The organism is Phyllobacterium sp. YR531, from assembly GCF_000282595.1.
In the GTDB taxonomy this organism is placed as follows: domain Bacteria; phylum Pseudomonadota; class Alphaproteobacteria; order Rhizobiales; family Rhizobiaceae; genus Phyllobacterium.
Genome location: NZ_AKIZ01000016.1, coordinates 122,281 through 141,866 on the forward strand (window position 1 = coordinate 122,281; position 19,586 = coordinate 141,866).

The following is a 19,586-nucleotide window of genomic DNA, read 5'->3' on the forward strand; positions in this document are numbered from 1 at the left end:
ATCTCAAGCTGCGAGCTTGCTTAATTCAAATCGTGCAGAATTGGACCGTGGCATCCAAAACCCACGCTCAACGGCTGCTTCAAGTTTTTCTGCAATATCCTTCAACGCGTGTAGGTTTTTTTCTGTCAGAAACGCCCGTACGTCCTCATCAACCAAGAATGCTTGATAAACAGCTTCGAAATGATGGCTCCCCACTGCCCCCGTAGTTGCAGCGAAAGCAAACAGATAATCAACTGTAGCCGCCATTTCGGAAGCACCCTTATAGCCATGGCGCTTAACACCCGCGATCCATTTCGGGTTGGTCACTCTGCCTCGAACGGTTCGCGCAATTTCCTCTTCAAGGGTGCGGATAACGGGTTTTTCAGGGCGTGAATGATCATTGTGATAAATTGTTGGCCGATCGCCTGAAACGAGCTCAATCGCCGCCGACATTCCGCCCTCAAATTGATAATAGTCGTCTGAGTCGAGGAGATCGTGCTCGCGATTATCCTGATTTTGGACAACTGCATCGACTGTCCGCAGTCGCTCCTCAAGAAGTCCACGCTCTGGCTTTCCTTCTTCACCTGCCCCGTAAGCATATCCACCCCAGACAAGCCAAGCTTCTGCCAGATCATCCCGCTTGGCCCAGTCATTCTCATCCATGAGTGCTTGTAGACCAGCGCCATAAGCTCCCGGCATTGAGCCGAAAACACGAAATCCGGCTCGTTGTCTGGCAAGTTTTTCGCCAATTCCTTCGCTAATCATACGTGCTTGTTCTGCGCGCATGCGAGCCGCGATTGGATTGTCGTGCTGATCTTCCTCCAACGCGCCGACCGCCCGTATAGCAGTGTCAAACAAAGCAATCTGATCGGGAAATGCATCACGGAAAAATCCTGATATGCGCAAAGTCACATCGACGCGCGGGCGACCAAGCAAAGCAACCGGGATAATTTCATAGCCAGTAACTCGGCGGGACGCCATGTCCCAAATGGGCTTTGCCCCAATCAGCGCCAGCGCTTGCGCGACATCGTCACCTCCTGTGCGCATATTCGACGTGCCCCACGCAGTAAGGCCAAACGAAGTAGGCCATTCGCCATGATCCTGGGTATAGCGGCGGATCAGAAGTTCGGCTGACTTCTGGCCCAACTCCCATGCTGCCGGAGTTGGCACGGCTCGCGTATCAATGGAAAAGAAGTTGCGGCCCGTTGGCAAGACGTCCGGTCGCCCACGTGTTGGGGCACCAGACGGTCCCGGCGCAACGAAGCGACCGTCGAGTGCTGTTAGCAGCGCATTCATCTCGGCATCTCCACACATGGAGACAGCCGGAAGCAGATTTTTTCGAATGCCTTCCATAACGTTTGTGGTCGCAATCCAGTTTTCGGGACACGGAGTTTCACCACCAACCAGTTTTGCAGCCAGAATCTCAATCCTCTCCACCGTATCGCCGGAAATGCGCCAAGACTCGTCGGAAACTGCTTTAAGGCTATCTGGACGCAAACCATTCCAGGGTTCGGCCATTTGGCAGTCTAGCGGATCAAACCCACCAAGATTCAGATCGTGCGCGATGGCCCGCTGCAGGCTCTGTTCAGCGTCCCGCCCCGCTCCTCGCGGAACGCGGGCCAATGCTACAACCAGATCAGTCAAAAGATGACCTTCAGGTGATTTCCCGAAAATGTGTAACCCATCTCTGATCTGCATTTCCTTCAGATCGCAAAGATAAGCATCAAGTTTCTGCAAGGCGAGATCATCCGTATCGTGATCATGAATACCCGCGTCATTGTCGAGACCGATATCGCGCACCAGATCGAGTATTTGTGCTTTGAGACGTATAAGGCGGCGTGGATCAACGCCTGACGCTTCGTAATATTCGTCGACCAGCGCTTCGAGGTCTTTTAACGGCCCATAGCTTTCGGCACGCGTCAGCGGCGGTGTCAAATGGTCGATTATAACTGCAGACGAGCGGCGCTTCGCTTGAGTGCCCTCACCCGGATCGTTCACGATAAAGGGATAGATATGCGGAACCGGCCCCAAGACGGCTTCAGGGTAACATGTTTCAGATAGCGCAAGTGATTTGCCGGGTAGCCACTCCATATTTCCATGCTTGCCGACATGAACAATGGCATGGGCGCAATAAGAATTCCGCAGATATGCATAGAAGGCGAGATATCCATGTGGCGGAACGAGATCGGGCGAATGATATGTTTCTTTAGGATCGATATTGTAACCACGCGCCGGTTGAATGCCGACAAGAGTCTCACCAAATCTTGCCAGCGGCAAAGCAAAAGCACTGGCGCTAGCAATAAAGTATGGATCAGCTTCTGGCGTGCCCCAACGTTCTGCTATTGCCGATTGAATCGTTTGCGGAAGTTGTCCAAAGAACTCGTTGTAATGACTCAGTGAAATCGTTTCACGCACCTCGCGCCCGTCTATGGCCGCATTTGTTGGACCAGCCATCAAGTGACTTATGAGCGCGTCACCATCGACAGGTACATCTGCAACCGCATATCCCTGTCGGCGCATAGCTTGGAGTATCTGCCACGTGGCAGCGGGCGTATCCAAACCAACGCCATTGCCAAGACGGCCATCACGGTTAGGGTAATTTGCCATGATCAAAGCGACCGAACGATCAGCACGTTTTGTCAAGCGGAGCTTTGCCCAATTTGCTGCCAGTTGTGCAACGAAATTAATGCGGTCTGCCAAAGGCTCATGCGTAACGATATTCGCCTGTACAGCCTCGTCAAAATGGCGGGCAGATTTGAACGACACAGCCCGGGATAAAACTCGTCCGTCTATTTCCGGCAAGGCGACATTCATTGCCAGATCGCGCGCAGACAGACCTTGGCCCGAATTACGCCACTGTTCCGCACTTGATCCCGAAAAAATCACCTGCAAGACGATAGCACCGTCATGTTCAAGCACGGTAGGCTTGCGAGATACCCCCGGCACCGAAACTGCGAAACCGGTTGCGTTCAAAACGACTGCCGGTCCAGCGTCTTCGAAAATTCCTGTCAGCGTCGCCACCGAAACTGGATCTTTCAGGCTGGAAACAAACACTGGCAGAGGATTGAGGCCCTTGCCCAACAACGCCTGAACCAGAGCATCAACCGGCTGCGTCTGCCCGCTTTGCACAAGTGCGCGATAGAAGCAGATCGCAACGATAGGTGCCTCTTCTCTCCAATGCGCGCGCAACTCAGATAACGAGGGAGCAGAACTGCCCGACCACCAAAGGCCAGATTTCAATAGTGGGGCCGCTTCCTGCGGTTTTTCTCCACCGCCTGTCATTACCGCGCAATAATCGAGGAAGCGTTGTGCGTTTTGCGCTCCGCCCTCCAGCAAATAGTGCCATAGAGCTTCCCTGTCTTGGCGCGGCACTGTAGAAAATCGATCAAGGCCGGGATCCGGTTTATCGTCACCGGGCAAAACTGCGAGTTGAACCTTGTAGTTCAGGGCACACGCATGAAGCGCTTCGAGTCCGTAAGGCCAGTAGCTCTCGCCGCCGATGATCCTGACAACGATGAGCTTTGAATGTCGCGCTGTGCGCTCAATATAGGCATCCACAGACATTGGATGAGCGAGCGCCATCATATTAGCCAAGCGCAACGACATGCCATTCGAAGCTTGCCGTTGAGCCATGCCGAGGCTGGCGAGCTCGGTATCCGCAGCAGAAAGGAACAGTACGTCTCCCGGCGTCTGGCCGAGGTCAATGGCCTCGCTACCTTCAGCTATCGTGCCTTTTTGGGCCAACAGGAGATGCATTCAATATCCGATCAGGCGGCAGCAGCAGTAACAGCTGATGTAATTGCTGCAGTGTCTATGTCATGTAAGCCTATCACAACCAGACGGGTCTGACGCTCTTCACCATCGTTCCAGCTACGATCAAAATAGTGTTCGATACGTGACCCGACGGCCTGCACTACCAGACGCATTGGCTTTCCAGGCACATCAACGAAGCCTTTCAATCGCAGGATATCGTGATCGACGATTACGCCTTTAAGTTTCTCAACAAAAGATTTTGGCTCGATGACAGGCCCCAAGCCAACAACAAAACTTTCGAACTCGTCATGGTCATGTTCTTCGCCAGCCTCGTGTTCCATCTCATGATGGGACTTTCGGTTTGCGATGTCTTCCTCAGTTCCGATGCCAAGACCGAGCAAAAGCTCATTACTGAGCTTACCGAAACTTGCCGACACCATATTGAGCGAACGTGATGAGCGACTCTGCACGTCACCCTTGACGCCAGCAAGCTGCGTATCGTCGATAAGATCGGTCTTATTCAGGACAATGAGATCAGCAGCGCGTATCTGATCTTCAAATAACTCCTCAAGTGGGCTTTCATGATCAAGCGATTCATCCTGCTCGCGTTGAGCATCAACCTTGTCATGGTCATCAGCAAAACGGCCTTCGGAGACGGCAGCAGCATCAATAACTGTCACGACACCATCGACGGTAACCTGTGTCTTGATTTCGGGCCAATTGAAGGCTGCAACAAGCGGTTGCGGCAATGCTAGGCCAGACGTCTCGATTACAATGTGGTCGAACCGTTCAGGCCGATCCAGAAGTTTGGTCATTGTCGGAATAAAATCATCGGCTACTGTACAGCAAATACAGCCATTGTTCAGTTCGATCATATCTTCATCGCGGCAGGCCTCTATACCGCAACCTTTAAGCAAATTACCGTCAACGCCCAGATCACCAAACTCGTTTATGATCAGCGCTATGCGCTTACCATTGGCATTTTCGAGCAGGTTGCGGATCATTGTCGTTTTGCCCGAGCCGAGAAAGCCAGTGATGACTGTAGCCGGAATCTTGTGACCCTGCATTGTTTATCCCTTCATTTTGAGTGGCAGTCCTGCTGCCACGAAATAGACTTTTGCCGCAACTGCTGCCACGGCTTGATGTAACCGGCCTGCGTGATCGCGAAACTCCCGCGCCATTCGGTTTTCCGGTACAATTCCGAGCCCGACCTCATTGGAGACTAATATAACGGCTCCCTCGAAGTGACCCAGTATATTTGTCAAGCGTTTCGCTTCCGCATCGATATCGCGTTCAGCCATCATCAAATTGGTCAGCCATAACGTAAGGCAGTCAACCAGAATTGCTGTCTCGCCACCTGCGAGACTTTCAAGTTTACCCACCAGATCAAGCGGCTCTTCGACCGTTATCCATTGCGATCCACGCCTTGATTTATGATGCCCGATCCGTTCGGACATTTCTTCATCCCAAGCTCTGCCAGTGGCGAGATAAATCGCCTCCGATCCGTAAGCCTCAATCAAACTTTCGGCAAAGGAAGATTTGCCGGAACGCGCCCCCCCCAGAATGAAGGTAACCTCACGCTCCAGCAAATACATCAGGCCTCTAGCTCCGAGGAGGCATAATTCTGAATCGCCCAGCCAAGTGCAGTGCCGAGTACAACCCAGAAGAAAAGGTTTGTTGTCAGCGTGGAAACTGCAAATTCCGAGGCTAGCGTGGGAGGAACTGCCGAGGTCAAATCTTCCGCCTCAGGAGCACCATAAATGTGGGGGGCAACAATCAGTACGAAACCAAGCAATTTTGCCCATATCTGGTCGCGAAGCACGATGAGATAAACACCGCCTGCTGTTAGAACCACAGTAATCAGCCACCAGGCTTGACGCGTGGCCAGATCAGCGGCTGGCATTGCGGGTAGCTCCGGTGCCAGACTGAACGCAGGCGCAAAATTAAAGATGAAAAAGCCGGCAAGCCCCCAATAGATCCCATTCTGTACTGTAATGCGACGACCAAGGAAAAGTGCGGCAGCACCAGTAATCAGGGCAAACCCCGCTCCGGCCACAAGATTGATAAGCAAAGTATTACCAAAACGCCCGAAAGGCAGTTCAGGACCTGCTTCTTCAGCATGCTCATGTGGCGCTACTGCTGCAGGAACGGTTTCGGTCGTTGCCGCTGGAGCGTCGTGAGAATGGCCTTCACCACCTGCATTTTCATACTCTTCAGCGTGTAAGATGAGCGGCACATTTTTAACATACATGGCCGGTGTCAAAAGAATACCGGCAAACAGGCCAGCTACGATAGTAGCCAAAAGATATTTGACCAACATGGAATTCACTCCCCCATTCGCAAAAACGCGACGCCGGGCACCTGAAAGTCCCCGGACCAAACAATCTTCAATTTTTCAATGCTTAAGCGCTGATAGCTGAATCAGTTTATCCAGCCGTCAGAAAACTCAATGGCAGGGAAATCCGTATGAATGGCGGGTATCATGCGCTGTGTCATGCAGTGTCTCAGAATGTGAAAGACCTACGCCATAAATAATGAAGACGCCAAGCAGCAACGAAACAACAGCGGTTGTCAGACGTGATGCGAGTGGAAGAGAAATCGTATCTGAAGTACGAGCGGTAGCCATAACAACCTCCGTGCAGGGCCGGAAGGGACAATCCCCTTCGGTTTTGGGCACTATTACCCTATGACTGGCAGGTCTCCTGGCTCGCGGGTCACAAGATCAATGCCGTCTTCCCGGTTTCCCAGTGACTGCCGCAGGCATTTGCTCCGGCATTGGCATTGTCCTAACCGCTCTACAGTCGCGGGGTCGGCTGCGGTTAGGTCGCCCTGATGGGTACGACCGTCGCATTCCCTTTTGATCCCTTGGCCTTTGGCCAATACGGGAACCAATCATCATATAAACGTTATCCACCAAGCTTCCGAAAAGTCAAACGAATCTGCGACACAAGTAACGCTAGCCACGTCATCCAGCGCGTTTAAGGGCAAATAGCCCGTCGATATCCAGAACTCTTTCCAATTGCGCGGCTATTGAGTCGAGTGCCGCATCCACACCCGCATGATAATCAACTGCAGAGGCCGAGATTCCCATGGACTGTAGCAATGCTGTCCGAAACGCATCTGCATTGAAAAGTCCGTGCATATAAGTACCGAAAACTTTGCCGTCAGCGGATATTGCTCCGTCGGCCTTGCCGTTAATTCTTACCGTTGGACGAGCACAGTCTGGTCCAGTCGTTTGACCGAGATGAATCTCGTAACCTTTCAACGGAAGGTCAAACTGGTATGAATGCGCTTCCACATTGCGTACAATTTTCTCCGGCTCCATAACTGTATCGACATCCAGATAACCGAGCCCGGCCACAGTCTGGGCACTGCCTTCTATTCCGTAAGGATCAGATACGGTTTTACCCAACATCTGATACCCGCCACAAATACCGATAATATGGCCTCCATGACGCCGGTGCTGCTGAAGATCGACTTCCCAACCATTTTCACGGAAACGCTGAAGATCACCAACTGTAGACTTGGAACCTGGAATAATGATCAATTCTGCGTCGGTGGGCAGTCTTTCGCCGCTTCTGACCATAACAACATCGACATCAGGTTCAGCTATCAACGGATCAAAATCATCAAAATTGGCGATGCGGTCCAAGATAGGCACCGCGATTTTCAATGCCCGCCTATCATGTTTGACAAGGCGTTCCAATATTACCGAGTCCTCTGCCGGCAGGCGTGACGCATCCTTCAACCACGGCACCACTCCAAACGAGGGCCACCCTGTGAAGGTCGTAATTGACTTCAGGCCGTCATCAAACAGCGAAACGTCTCCGCGAAACTTGTTGATGATATAGCCCGCGATCATATCACGATCTTCTGCAGGCAAGATCGTATGGGTCCCTACTATTGATGCGATGACGCCGCCCCGATCAATATCTCCTACAAGAACAACCGGCACATTTGCTTTGATGGCAAAGCCCATATTAGCAATATCACCGGCACGCAAATTGATCTCTGCGGGTGATCCTGCACCTTCTACAATCACGATATCGGCACCCGCTCGAACAATATCCCACGACTGCACAACGGCATCCAGCAGTTGGGATTTGAGCTTTTGGTAATCTTTGCCTTTGGCCTGTCCCCAAACCTTTCCCTGTACGATAATCTGGCTGCCGGTTTCCGATTGAGGTTTCAATAGAACTGGATTCATATGGACTGATGATGGAACGCCGCATGCCAGCGCCTGCAGCCATTGAGCGCGACCGATCTCGCCCCCGTCATCGCTGACCGCCGCATTATTCGACATATTCTGCGGCTTGAAGGGCATAACTCTCAAACCACGATTTCGCGCTAGGCGGCACAATCCCGCCACCAAAACGGATTTGCCAACGTCTGAGCCAGTTCCTTGCAACATGATTGCGTGTGTCATGGGCTTTGAGTAGCGGATATGTCTTTCTCTTCCTAGCCCCATCCAAACCGTTGCGCGCTTGAGCGCATTCGATACACTGACAGACAGAAATATTCGGGAGGAATTATAATGGATGCAGTCGTAGATTCGACGGCTAGCCAATTTGAACTGAATGAAGACCAACTGGCAATTCAGGATATGGCGCGTGCCTTTGCGGCTGATCGCGTCACGCCTCAAGCATTAGCTTGGGACCGCGACAAACATTTTCCTGCTGACGTGATCCGGGAAACGGGCCCGCTAGGCATGGGTGGCATTTACGTTCGCGAAGATTTTGGTGGATCGGGTCTGAAGCGGCTTGATGCCGTTCTGATTTTTGAAGCACTCTCTGCGGCATGCCCGGCATTTTCAGCGTTCGTATCAATCCACAATATGTCGACATGGATGATCGATCTGTTCGGAACAGAAGCTCAGCGACAACAATTTGTACCCAAGCTGACATCCATGGAATGGCTTGGCAGCTATTGCTTAACCGAACCAAACTCTGGGTCCGATGCCGCAGCGCTGAAAACAACTGCCGTCCTTGACGGCGACTATTATGTTTTGAATGGAACCAAGCAATTTATCTCCGGGGCGGGTGACAGCGACATCTATGTTACCATGGTACGAACCGGAGAATCGGGACCGAAAGGCATTTCCGCACTTGTGATTCCCAAAGACGCTCCCGGTCTCTCGTTTGGTGCCAATGAATTCAAGATGGGTTGGAATGCACAATCAACCCGCACGGTTATCTTCGATGACTGTCGAGTCCCTGTTGCGAACAGACTTGGCGCGGAAGGCGATGGGTTCAAAATTGCCATGGGCGGCCTTGATGGCGGCCGTCTGAACATAGCAGCATGTTCTTTAGGTGGAGCCCAATCTGCACTGGACAAAGCGATCGCCTATGCTTCGGAGCGCAAGGCATTTGGCAAGGCAATCAACCAGTTTCAGGCATTGCAGTTTAAACTTGCTGATATGGAGACCGACCTTTCAGCAGCTCGCATGCTGCTGTACACGGCTGCCTCGAAACTTGATGCCAAGGCTCACGATGCATCAAAATGGTCAGCGATGGCCAAGCGCTTTGTCACCGACAAGGGTTTCGATATCGCCAATGATGCACTTCAGATCCATGGCGGGTATGGCTATCTGCATGACTACGGCGTAGAAAAAATAGTTCGCGACCTGCGTGTGCATCAGATACTGGAAGGCACAAACGAGATAATGCGAGTGATCATCGCGCGGCATATGATCAAACAATAAAGTAGAATATTCAGGGAGAGTGCTGCGATGACAACAATCGCTTTCATTGGTTTGGGACATATGGGCAATCCGATGGCCGCAAACCTTGTCAAAGCCGGACACAAAGTTCTGGGCTTTGATCTGTTGCCGGATAATCTTTCAGTAGCTACGGAAAACGGGGTATCCGTGGCGTCAAGTGCAGAGGCGGCCGTTGCAGACGCCGATGTCGTCATCACTATGCTGCCAGCCGGCAAACACGTTCTATCCGTTTATGAATCCGTGATAAAAAACGCAAAAGTCGGGGCACTTTTCATAGACTCATCCACCATAGACGTGGACTCCGCACGTCAAGCGCATAACATTGCGAAAAAGAACCAATTGCTTTCAGTAGATGCGCCCGTGTCCGGGGGTATCGGTGGTGCGGCAGCGGGCACACTGACATTCATGGTGGGTGGTAGCGCTGATGCCTTTGCAAAGGCGGAACCCGTTCTAAAAAAAATGGGAGCAAGAATTGTTCACTGCGGAGATGCTGGCAACGGCCAAGCGGCAAAGATCTGCAACAACATGATCCTCGGCATTTCAATGATCGGTGTCAGCGAAGCCTTCACATTGGCCGAAAAACTCGGACTGTCTCATCAGTCACTTTTTGACGTTGCCTCCACTTCATCGGGCCAGTGCTGGTCATTGACAACATATTGTCCAGTCCCTGGCCCTGTAGCCACCTCTCCTGCCAACAATGATTACAAGCCGGGATTTGCAGCGGCATTAATGCTGAAGGATTTGAAGCTTTCCCAAGACGCGGCAAAAAGCGTCGGAGCTGCCACTCCGTTAGGTGCTCACGCAGAAGCAATTTATGAAGAGTTTGGTGCTGCAGGGAATGAGGGATCGGATTTTTCCGGTATCATCAATCACCTTCGAACTGCCCGGCGCGAAGATTAAACTAAATTCAAGATTACATACCAAAATTTGCAAAATTTAGATTTGTTTAAGTTCTCGATAACCTAGCGGTAACGATGTCCGGTTAAAACTTGGCGGGTGAGTAGATCAAGACCCTGCTCACCACTCCGGATCAAGTACTGCGTACCGGGGCTGTATCTTCTGCCGAATTTATCAATCGGCAGTGCCATTTGTAGTTTGGCAAAAAAACCGTGCTGTTCCATATCGGACAGGGCGGTTTTTTTGTTCTTTCTAATCAAACTGCCCTTTCAACGTGAAAAGCCGCCACCGGTTAAGGCGACGACTTTCACAAATGGTGAAACTGGAAATCAGCCTGCAGAACGCGTCCAAATGAATGACATGGCCGAAGCAATACCACTTTTGGCATTAGTGCGCGGTGTGTCGCGCTTTTCCGTTGCATTCCATGCGATGTGAACGCGATTATTACGATTAAAAATGTAGAGCATTTCTGCACCTCGAAGAGTAACTGTTGTTGCACTCCAAATGCGCTTATTGCTTAAAGTTTGATCATGAGAATTCGTCACACCCTGTCGCATTTGCGTTAGTCGTCAAAGCAAAAATGCATAGCTGCCATGAAATTTTGTGATGCCAATGGCTTTACACAGGCGTTTTCAACAGAAAATCCATTAGTACGCACATGGCGCTAACAGGAAAGACAATAACCGCCCACGGTGTCTATGTTTAACGCCATATGTCGTTGCTGCTAAAAAAACGTATCGGGATGATATCAGCACATGCCGACACCAACTTCTGAAAGAAAATCACTGAAAGCGTTGATCTTTCATCTATTGGTTTGTTACGATGTCCTCATGAGCATTGTTATTTTGGCACCTCATTCATTTTTTCGGCGTCGTTTTATCGATAAGCCTTGTCGCGATACACCGCATTTATTCAGTCAAACCATTGCATTCTGCCAAGACAACAATGCCAAATGGCACATAAGCGAATGACTGGGTAATGGCAGTTCCGGTAAATTCGCATTCGGGTGAACTGTCGAAGAGAGTGGGAGACTAAGAACATGAAGAAGCTACTTGCTTCAACAATACTGGCCGCAGGGCTTTTCGGTTACGCTGGATCGGCTTCCGCTGCGGAAGATTGTGGTACAGTTACTATCGCAAATATGAACTGGCAGTCCGCCGAGGCATTGGCAAACCTCGACAAGATTATCTTGTCCGAAGGCTATGGCTGCGACGCGGAACTGGTTGCAGGCGATACGGTACCAACTTTTACGTCCATGATTGAAAAGGGCCAACCCGACGTTGCTCCGGAAGGCTGGCTGAATGCTGTCCGCGAACCTTTGCAAAAAGCTGTAAAGGAAGAAAAGCTGGTTTACGCGGCACCGGCAATAACCGAAGGCGGTACCGAAAGCTGGTGGGTACCAAAGTATTTCGCTGAGGCTCACCCGGATATCAAAACCATTGCAGATGCAATGAAGCACCCTGAGCTTTTCCCTTCACCGGAAGATCCTAAGAAGGGGGCCGTTTACAATTGTCCATCAGGCTGGGCTTGCCAGATCACGACTACCAACTTCTACAAGGCCTATGAAGGCGACAAGAATGGCTTCACGCTTGTCGACACTGGTTCGGCTGCAGGCCTCGACGGCTCAATCGCCAAAGCCTATGAGCGCAAAGAACCATGGCTTGGCTATTATTGGGGACCAACAGCTATCCTCGGCAAGTATCCCATGGTCAAGTTGGACAATGGCGTTGCCTGGGACGAAAAAGAGTGGAACCGTTGCAATGCGATTGCTGATTGCCCGGACCCCAAGCCAAATGGCTGGCCAATCGCCGATATCTTCACAGTCGTCACCAAGAAATTTGCTGACAGAGCAGGCCCAGCATTCGAGTATCTGAAAAAGCGTCAGATTTCGACAGAGGATGCCAATAAGCTCCTGGCTTGGATGGTCGACAATCAGGCAACCGGCGAAGACGGTGCCAAGTACTATCTGCAAAACAATGAAGCAACCTGGTCAAAATGGGTTTCGCCAGAAGCCGCTGAGAAAATCAAGGCTGCTGTCCAATAGTTAAAACTGCGGCGGGGCATGCTCCGCCGCACGTAGTCTGGAACAGGTTGAGCGTCGAAGCGTTCAGCCAGCAAGGTCGTATGAAAAAGCATGGCTTTTTCTGACTTTAGAAGGGGGTACCAACGCATGGATTGGTTCTACTCATTCCCGAATATGAATGATGAGACACTGCGCAACCTGAAGAAAGCCATGGACGAAGGCTTCAAGGCTTTTACGCGGGAATATGGCGATATCATTGAATCGTTCTTTCAACCCCTGCAGTATTTTCTGATCCAGGCAGAGCGATTCATGACAGGAACGCCATGGCCTATCATGGTTTTGCTGATCGCAGGCATTGCCTGGATAGCCAGTCGCAATTGGAAGATCGTTGCGGGCACCGTTGTTACCCTACTTCTCATCGGTTATTTCGACATGTGGAGCGATGCGATGAAAACCATCGCCATGATCTTCGTCGGCACTGTCGTTTCCATCGTCGTGGGCATTCCCATTGGCATCATCATGGCCCGTTCGGATGGATTCCAACGAATAGTCAACCCAATCCTTGACGTCATGCAGACAATGCCAAGCTTCGTATATCTTATTCCAGTGGTCATGCTGCTCGGCATCGGCAAAGTACCGGGTCTTATTGCGGTCGTGATTTACGCCATACCACCGATGATCCGCCTAACAAATCTGGGTATCAGACTGGTAGACAAGGACGTTCTTGAAGCCGCCGATGCATTCGGTTCATCGAGCTGGCAGCGCTTGAAAAACGTCCAAATACCCTTGGCCCTCCCTACCATCATGGCAGGTATAAATCAGACAATCATGATGGCTTTGGCCATGGTAGTTATTGCTTCCATGATCGGGGTACAGGGACTTGGACAACCCGTGCTTCGGTCCGTTAACGGACAATTCTTCTCCCTTGGTCTCTTCAACGGCCTTGCTATCGTCGGCATTGCCATCATCTTCGACCGCGTTAGTCAGGCCTATGGCAAGCGTCTTCAGAAACATCAGGAGGTCGTCCATGGCTGATCAAACCGTTCAAGGCGCAGGCATCCAGATTAAGAATCTCTACAAGATTTTCGGTCAGCGCGGCTCTACTTACGTCGAAGCCGTCAAAAATGGCATGACGAAGACTGAGCTAAACGAAAAGCATCACCATGTGCTAGGTCTGCGCGATATCAACATCGACATGCCAGCGGGTGGAATACAAGTTGTGATGGGTCTTTCCGGTTCGGGAAAATCCACGCTCATCCGGCATATTAATCGCCTGATCGATCCCACGGCTGGCGAAGTCATCATTGATGGTACCGATGTCTGCCAGATGAATGAGAGCGACCTGCGTCAGTTCCGTCGCCATAAAACAGCGATGGTCTTCCAGAAATTTGCCCTGTTGCCTCACCGTACAGTACTGGATAACACAGTGTATGGGCTTGAAATTCAAGGACTTTCCCGTGAAAAACAGGAAGAACAAGCTCGCCGATGGATTGAACGTGTTGGCCTCAAGGGCTTTGAGGATAATTACCCAAATCAGCTTTCGGGTGGTATGCAGCAACGCGTTGGTCTTGCGCGCGCACTGACAAACGATGCACCAATCCTCCTTATGGACGAGGCGTTTTCAGCGCTTGATCCATTGATCCGTATGGACATGCAGACCGTGTTGCTCGATCTCCAAAAGGAAATCAAGAAAACCATTGTCTTCATTACTCATGACCTTGATGAAGCGCTTCGTCTGGGTGACCGAATTGCCATTTTGCGCGACGGTGAAGTTGTGCAGCAAGGGACCGGACAGGATATCGTTCTGCAGCCCGCGGACGAATATATTTCCAGTTTCGTCAAAGAAGTTAATCGTGGACGCGTCATTATGGTGGATACCATTGCGACAAAGACCGGGGTGCCCGCCGATGTCGGCAAGGTTACAGTTACGAGTGGAACCACTCTTGAGGAAGCCGCAAAGACAATGACAGATGCCAATCAGCAATATGCGACGGTCATTGATGAAAACGGAAAATCATTGGGCGTGCTGACCATGAATAATCTCATTCAGGCCATGGTTACGCCAATCAGTCACCTGACAGCTGCTGCAGAATAAAATGCATAAATAGAAGCGTCTTGAACGGCGCTTCTATAACGCCTCATGTCGTTTACTTTGCCCAAGGAGTCGCTCACGCCGCGCATCCTTTTTGAACCTCTGGCAATAGTGGCCCTATCGCCCGTCAAGGGTGTAATAGAGGGCATGCATGATGAGCGAACCTGCGATCGAGATAGACAATACTGGTTCATCGCGAGATCACGGCAGACGCGGAGGACGCTCCCGTCCACGCAGCTTTGAAAGTGGTGCTTTCGACCAACCACCTTTTCGCCAACTCAAAATCCCTTTGACACCCACGAAAGTGGTTTCGGACGATGAGCTGGAGTCGATCCATAATGCGTCGCTAAAAGTTTTGCAGGAAATCGGCGTTGATGTTCTTCACGATGGCGCTCGGGATATCATGAAGCAGGCAGGCGCTGACGTACGCCCCGGTACAGCTCGCGTACACTTCGACAAAGATATGATCCTCGAATATGTCGGGCATGCGCCATCCGAATTTACCCTCCATGCACGTAATCCAGCACACAATGTCCGCTTTGGTGGCAATAACCTGATCTTTGCCCAAATGGGCTCCGCTCCGAATTGTTCTGATACAGACAATGGACGGAGATCGGGCAATCAGGCGGACTTCCGGAATTTCCTGAAACTGGCGCAGATGCACAATATCATCAATGCGACAGGTGGTTATCCGGTAGAGCCGATAGATATCCACCCTTCGGTGCGGCACCTGGAATGTATCCGAGATCTTGCAACGCTCACTGATAAACCATTTCACATCTACTCTCTCGGCAAAGAGCGTAATGAAGATGGCATAGAGATCGCGCGGATTGCCCGGGGGATTAGCCGCGAACAACTACAGGAAGAAGCTTCCTGCTATACGATCATAAATACCAACTCACCGCTCAAGCTCGATATTCCGATGATGGAGGGCATTATCCAAATGTCGGGCAATGGTCAGATAGTCATTGTAACGCCATTCACACTTGCCGGCGCCATGGCACCAGTCACCATTGCAGGTGCATTAGTGCAGCAAAATGCTGAGGCATTGGCCGGCATTTCATTCACCCAGATGGTCAAAAAGGGTGCACCAGTGGGCTACGGAGGCTTCACTTCCAATGTCGACATGAAGTCCGGTGCACCTGCTTTTGGTACCCCTGAGTATATGAAGGCCCAGATGGTTGGTGGACAATTGGCCCGTCGTTATGGCATTCCCTATCGCACTTCAAACGTTTGCGCGGCCAATACGGTCGACGCTCAGGCCGCGTATGAATCAGTCTTCTCCTTGTGGGGTGCCATTCAGGGCGGTGCAAATTTTATGCTGCACTCCGCCGGCTGGCTCGAAGGCGGACTGTGTTGTTCATACGAAAAGATGATCCTCGACTTCGATTTGTTGCAGATGGTTGCGGAGTTTCTGACACCTTTGGATCTTTCCGATGATGCACTGGGCATTGAGGCAATGCGCGACGTTGGTCCCGGGGGACATTTCTTTGGCACCGCCCACACGCAATCACGCTACAAAACTGCTTTTTACGCTCCGATAATTTCAGATTGGCGTAACTACGAAAGCTGGCAGGAAGCTGGCTCTCCCACAGCGATTGAGCGCGCAAATCGCATCTGGAAGGAACGGCTGGCAACTTATGTTAAACCCGCTATCGATCCAGCAATTGAAGAAGAAATCGATGCCTTCGTAGCCAGGCGTAAGTCTGAAGGCGGCGCGCCAACCGACTTCTGAACGTTGAATCAGTTTCTCAATATATTGAATCACATCTGCATCTAAGAGGCTTAATTGCATGAAATCGCACGTTAAAGCAGTTGTCATCGGCGGCGGTGTTGTCGGATGCTCCGTTCTGTATCACCTTGCCCGAGCAGGCTGGACTGATGTCTTGTTGATTGAACGTTCCGAGCTGACCTCCGGCTCATCGTGGCATGCCGCTGGCGGTTTTCATACTCTGAACGGTGATCCAAACGTCGCCAAACTGCAGGCCTATACAGTTAGTCTCTACAAGGAAATCGAAGAACTTTCTGGTCAGTCATGCGGCCTGCACCTTACTGGCGGCGTCATGGTGGCGGATAGTCCTGAACGTATGGATTTCTTGCGCCTCGCCCATGCGCGTGGGCGTTATCTCGGCATGGATACCGAGCTTATAACTCCCTCCGAGGCGAAAGCAATGTTCCCCCTGATGGATGAAACCAATTTCGTCGGCGCAATGTGGGATCCAGTTGAAGGCCATCTCGATCCATCTGGAACGACACACGCCTATGCTAAAGCGGCCCGCAAGCTTGGAGCCGAAATATCACTGCGCAATCGCGTTGTTGAATTGACGCAGGAAGTGGATGGCACCTGGAATGTCATCACTGAACAAGGCACGGTGAAAGCGGAGCACGTTGTTAATTGCGGTGGGCTTTGGGCTCGTGAAGTCGGACGGATGGTAGGACTGGAACTTCCGGTTCTTGCAATGGAGCACATGTATCTACTGACGGAAGATGTTCCGGAGGTAATGGAGTTCAATCAAAGCACAGGTCGTGAACTGATTGGTGTCATGGATTTCAAAGGTGAGATCTATACCAGGCAAGAACGAAATGGCATCTTGCTGGGTACTTATGAAAAGGCAGCCAAACCCTGGTCACCCGTCAATACGCCTTGGGATTTTGGTCACGAACTGCTCGCACCGGATATTGACCGTATCGCTCCATCCCTTGAAGTCGGTTTCAAACATTTTCCGGGTATCGAAAAAGCCGGAATTAAACAAATAATAAACGGGCCTTTCACATTTGCACCCGACGGAAACCCGCTCGTTGGCCCAGTGCCCGGCCTGACAAATTACTGGACGGCTTGTGCTGTTATGGCTGGATTCAGCCAAGGCGGCGGCGTTGGCCTTGCACTGTCCAACTGGATGGTACACGGCGAACCGGGCTTTGACGTCTGGGGAATGGACGTTGCCCGCTTTGGTGAATGGGCAACGCTGCGTTATACCAACGCAAAGGTACGTGAGAATTACTCTCGCCGCTTCTCCATCCGTTTTCCTAATGAAGAGTTGCCCGCCGCCCGCCCTCAGCAGACAACTCCTCTTTACGAAACAATGCTTTCGCAGAACGCCGTGATGGGAGATTCCTGGGGGCTGGAAACCCCTCTTTGGTTTGCACCGAAAGGTAAAGAAGCAAAGGATGTAGTTTCTTATCACCGCTCCAATGATTTCGAACATATCGGCAATGAGGTGCGGGCAACGCGTGAGCGTGTCGGCGTTACCGAAATTGCCAACTTCGCTAAATATGAGATTACGGGGACCAGCGCTGAAGCATTTTTATCGCACCTCATGACTAACACCATGCCAAAAATCGGGCGCTTGGTATTGACACCCATGCTTAATCACGAAGGCAAGTTGATTGGTGACTTTACTATTGCCAAGGCCGCTCATGATCGGTTCGTTATTTGGGGTTCATCCGCAGCTCAGCGCTATCATATGCGCTGGTTCCAGAAGCAGCAGCCTAAGGATGGCTCGGTTTCTATTCATCGCTTCGACCAAACTTTGGTCGGCCTTTCAATCGCCGGGCCGCGAGCTCGGGACGTACTTGCCAAACTTGTCGACGAGGATGTTTCGAATACTGCATTCCGCTTCATGGATTATCGCGAAATGGCTGTGGGAGGAGCGCCCTGCAAGGTAAACCGCATTTCCTATACTGGCGACCTTGGTTACGAAATATGGATGGAGCCAGCTTATCAGCGCCTCGTGTACAGAGCGATTAAGGATGCTGGAGCAGAATATGGAATAGTTGACTTTGGCATGCGTGCACTGCTTTCCATGCGTCTCGAAAAGAATTTCCCGACATGGTATCGGGAGTTGCGCCCGATCTACGGTCCATATGAAGGGTCTATGGATCGCTTCATCAAACTTGCCAAGAGTGATTTCATTGGTCGCGATGCTGCATCGAAAGAAAAAAACGATTTTGATTCTGGAATGAGCACAAAATTGCGGCGTGTGTCACTCATCGTTGATGTACCGCCAGGAGATGATGCAGCAGATGTAATGGGCGATGAGCCAATATGGGCAAAAGTTTTAAAGGATTACGGTGTTGTTCAGGCCAGCCATGGAGTTGGCGCACCTCGTTTCAACGAAAAGGGCGAAGTCGTTGCGAATACTGGTGATATCGGTGCCGTACAAGGCGAATGGCGTGTCGTGGGTTGGGTTACGTCCGGCGGTTATGCCCATTATGTTGAACGCTCTATGGCGCAGGGATATGTACCTGCAGAACTGGCAGACAATGAAAGCCACGGCCTGTTTGAGATAGAAATCCTTGGCCGCCGCCGTGCAGCCCGTATTAATATCGAGCCGCCATTCGACCCATCAGGCGAAAAGATGCGCGGGTAATTTCTGCGTTGAAATAAAGGGCAGGCCCTTGCGCCTGCCCGTCCAACCCACAACAATCAGAGCGCTGGCGAAACCATCATATCGCTGAGCCAGTTCCCATGATTTGCAGTCTATGGCCGCTACATCAGCACGCCCAGACGCGACCGCTTCAATTGAGTTCCGGTGACCGCCTGTTTCGTAATGACCATTAAACAGTTCAAGCGTTTCACCACCAGCCTCAAGATCGCGTTTCAATGAAATATAACCTGACATTGAATCGTGACTGTTAAATGCAAGGCGTTTGCGCCTCATTAATTCGATAGGCAGTCGCGGATCACCATCACGTGGTGAAGCAATGCTGCTCCCCTCTCCGCGTCTCATTACGATTGGGCTTGAATAGAGTGGCCCATCACCACCTTCAATGGCAGAGTAGTCATCCTGGCCAGCAACATACACATGTTGTTGTAGTCCGAGTTCCATCGGCCCCCAGCAAGTCTGCGCTAGTAATAATGCGGGGTGTCTCCAAAGCACCGAAAGATCCAATTCTTCTGGTGGCAATGTTTCCGGATCAGGAGCGATAATGGTTCCTGTTGCATCCTTGATGCCACCCGGAACAGCAGGGAGATCGGCATTACGCCTTGTAAGGTACGCTGGGGCATCGAAACCGCTGGAGCGTAGACTATCCCGCAATAAGAACCATTGTGCGTCAACTTCTGCGCGTCGTTCGGGCCAATCATACATTGGCAAAGCGGCTATAAGTGTCATGCGCTACAC

The 19,586-nt window shown here is 51.3% G+C and carries 14 protein-coding genes and 1 riboswitch; of the genes, 7 read left to right on the plus strand and 7 right to left on the minus strand.

The annotated features are described in order from the left end of the window. Positions 1 to 3: 3 nt before the first annotated feature. The 6 genes from cobN to PMI41_RS07760 form a co-directional block, all read right to left on the minus strand. A complete protein-coding gene (gene cobN / locus PMI41_RS07735; protein ID WP_008123474.1) occupies positions 4 to 3,735 on the minus strand; it encodes a cobaltochelatase subunit CobN in 3,732 nt (1,243 codons plus the stop codon). Positions 3,736 to 3,746: 11 nt separating this feature from the next. Further along, positions 3,747 to 4,799, minus strand: a complete 1,053-nt coding sequence (gene cobW, locus PMI41_RS07740) for a cobalamin biosynthesis protein CobW (RefSeq protein WP_008123476.1) — start codon at positions 4,797 to 4,799, stop codon at positions 3,747 to 3,749. 3 nt (positions 4,800 to 4,802) lie between these two features. Next, positions 4,803 to 5,327, minus strand: a complete 525-nt coding sequence (cobU, locus tag PMI41_RS07745) for a bifunctional adenosylcobinamide kinase/adenosylcobinamide-phosphate guanylyltransferase (RefSeq protein WP_008123478.1) — start codon at positions 5,325 to 5,327, stop codon at positions 4,803 to 4,805. Next, positions 5,327 to 6,052: a CbtA family protein gene (locus PMI41_RS07750; protein ID WP_008123480.1), complete on the minus strand. Its 726-nt coding sequence runs from the start codon at positions 6,050 to 6,052 to the stop codon at positions 5,327 to 5,329. The genes cobU and PMI41_RS07750 overlap by 1 nt, the downstream gene beginning before the upstream one ends. 126 nt (positions 6,053 to 6,178) lie before the next feature. Beyond that, positions 6,179 to 6,358, minus strand: coding sequence for a CbtB domain-containing protein (locus PMI41_RS07755; protein WP_008123482.1), 180 nt, complete (start codon positions 6,356 to 6,358; stop codon positions 6,179 to 6,181). Positions 6,359 to 6,406: 48 nt separating this feature from the next. Further along, positions 6,407 to 6,640, minus strand: a riboswitch (cobalamin riboswitch). Positions 6,641 to 6,697: 57 nt separating this feature from the next. Next, on the minus strand, positions 6,698 to 8,158 hold the full coding sequence (locus PMI41_RS07760; RefSeq protein ID WP_008123484.1) for a cobyric acid synthase: 1,461 nt from the start codon (positions 8,156 to 8,158) through the stop codon (positions 6,698 to 6,700). Between the two features lie 108 nt (positions 8,159 to 8,266). Between PMI41_RS07760 and PMI41_RS07765 the strand changes: the two genes are divergently transcribed. The 7 genes from PMI41_RS07765 (at position 8,267) to PMI41_RS07800 (ending at position 18,833) form a co-directional block, all read left to right on the plus strand. Then, the gene (locus PMI41_RS07765) at positions 8,267 to 9,433 is read left to right on the plus strand and encodes an isobutyryl-CoA dehydrogenase (RefSeq protein ID WP_008123486.1); all 1,167 of its coding nucleotides are present in this window, start codon (positions 8,267 to 8,269) and stop codon (positions 9,431 to 9,433) included. A 27-nt stretch (positions 9,434 to 9,460) separates the two neighbouring features. After that, positions 9,461 to 10,351: a 3-hydroxyisobutyrate dehydrogenase gene (gene mmsB, locus PMI41_RS07770; RefSeq protein ID WP_008123488.1), complete on the plus strand. Its 891-nt coding sequence runs from the start codon at positions 9,461 to 9,463 to the stop codon at positions 10,349 to 10,351. Positions 10,352 to 11,387: 1,036 nt separating this feature from the next. Then, positions 11,388 to 12,392 (plus strand): ABC transporter substrate-binding protein, encoded by a 1,005-nt coding sequence (locus tag PMI41_RS07780; RefSeq protein ID WP_008123495.1) that lies wholly within the window; start codon positions 11,388 to 11,390, stop codon positions 12,390 to 12,392. 126 nt (positions 12,393 to 12,518) lie between these two features. Beyond that, positions 12,519 to 13,406, plus strand: coding sequence for a proline/glycine betaine ABC transporter permease (locus tag PMI41_RS07785; RefSeq protein WP_008123496.1), 888 nt, complete (start codon positions 12,519 to 12,521; stop codon positions 13,404 to 13,406). Next, entirely contained in the window at positions 13,399 to 14,466 is a 1,068-nt protein-coding gene (locus tag PMI41_RS07790) for a glycine betaine/L-proline ABC transporter ATP-binding protein (RefSeq protein ID WP_008123497.1), read from the plus strand. The genes PMI41_RS07785 and PMI41_RS07790 overlap by 8 nt, the downstream gene beginning before the upstream one ends. A 151-nt stretch (positions 14,467 to 14,617) precedes the next feature. Further along, positions 14,618 to 16,198 (plus strand): trimethylamine methyltransferase family protein, encoded by a 1,581-nt coding sequence (locus PMI41_RS07795; protein ID WP_052025870.1) that lies wholly within the window; start codon positions 14,618 to 14,620, stop codon positions 16,196 to 16,198. A gap of 58 nt (positions 16,199 to 16,256) precedes the next feature. Next, positions 16,257 to 18,833, plus strand: coding sequence for an FAD-dependent oxidoreductase (locus PMI41_RS07800; RefSeq protein WP_008123506.1), 2,577 nt, complete (start codon positions 16,257 to 16,259; stop codon positions 18,831 to 18,833). On the opposite strand, the gene PMI41_RS07805 is transcribed toward PMI41_RS07800, so the two are convergent. Beyond that, on the minus strand, positions 18,810 to 19,577 hold the full coding sequence (locus PMI41_RS07805; RefSeq protein ID WP_008123508.1) for a PhnD/SsuA/transferrin family substrate-binding protein: 768 nt from the start codon (positions 19,575 to 19,577) through the stop codon (positions 18,810 to 18,812). The genes PMI41_RS07800 and PMI41_RS07805 overlap by 24 nt on opposite strands. Between the last annotated feature and the right edge of the window lie 9 nt (positions 19,578 to 19,586).

Bases quoted from the DNA above. Each gene is read 5' to 3' on its own strand.
- PMI41_RS07805 (WP_008123508.1), bottom strand. From the start codon at position 19,577: ATGACACTTATAGCCGCTTTGCCAATGTATGATTGGCCCGAACGACGC.
- PMI41_RS07795 (WP_052025870.1), top strand. From the start codon at position 14,618: ATGAGCGAACCTGCGATCGAGATAGACAATACTGGTTCATCGCGAGAT.
- PMI41_RS07780 (WP_008123495.1), top strand. From the start codon at position 11,388: ATGAAGAAGCTACTTGCTTCAACAATACTGGCCGCAGGGCTTTTCGGT.
- cobW (WP_008123476.1), bottom strand. From the start codon at position 4,799: ATGCAGGGTCACAAGATTCCGGCTACAGTCATCACTGGCTTTCTCGGC.
- PMI41_RS07790 (WP_008123497.1), top strand. From the start codon at position 13,399: ATGGCTGATCAAACCGTTCAAGGCGCAGGCATCCAGATTAAGAATCTC.
- PMI41_RS07760 (WP_008123484.1), bottom strand. From the start codon at position 8,158: ATGACACACGCAATCATGTTGCAAGGAACTGGCTCAGACGTTGGCAAA.
- PMI41_RS07765 (WP_008123486.1), top strand. From the start codon at position 8,267: ATGGATGCAGTCGTAGATTCGACGGCTAGCCAATTTGAACTGAATGAA.
- cobU (WP_008123478.1), bottom strand. From the start codon at position 5,327: ATGTATTTGCTGGAGCGTGAGGTTACCTTCATTCTGGGGGGGGCGCGT.
- PMI41_RS07800 (WP_008123506.1), top strand. From the start codon at position 16,257: ATGAAATCGCACGTTAAAGCAGTTGTCATCGGCGGCGGTGTTGTCGGA.
- cobN (WP_008123474.1), bottom strand. From the start codon at position 3,735: ATGCATCTCCTGTTGGCCCAAAAAGGCACGATAGCTGAAGGTAGCGAG.
- PMI41_RS07755 (WP_008123482.1), bottom strand. From the start codon at position 6,358: ATGGCTACCGCTCGTACTTCAGATACGATTTCTCTTCCACTCGCATCA.
- PMI41_RS07750 (WP_008123480.1), bottom strand. From the start codon at position 6,052: ATGTTGGTCAAATATCTTTTGGCTACTATCGTAGCTGGCCTGTTTGCC.
- PMI41_RS07785 (WP_008123496.1), top strand. From the start codon at position 12,519: ATGGATTGGTTCTACTCATTCCCGAATATGAATGATGAGACACTGCGC.
- mmsB (WP_008123488.1), top strand. From the start codon at position 9,461: ATGACAACAATCGCTTTCATTGGTTTGGGACATATGGGCAATCCGATG.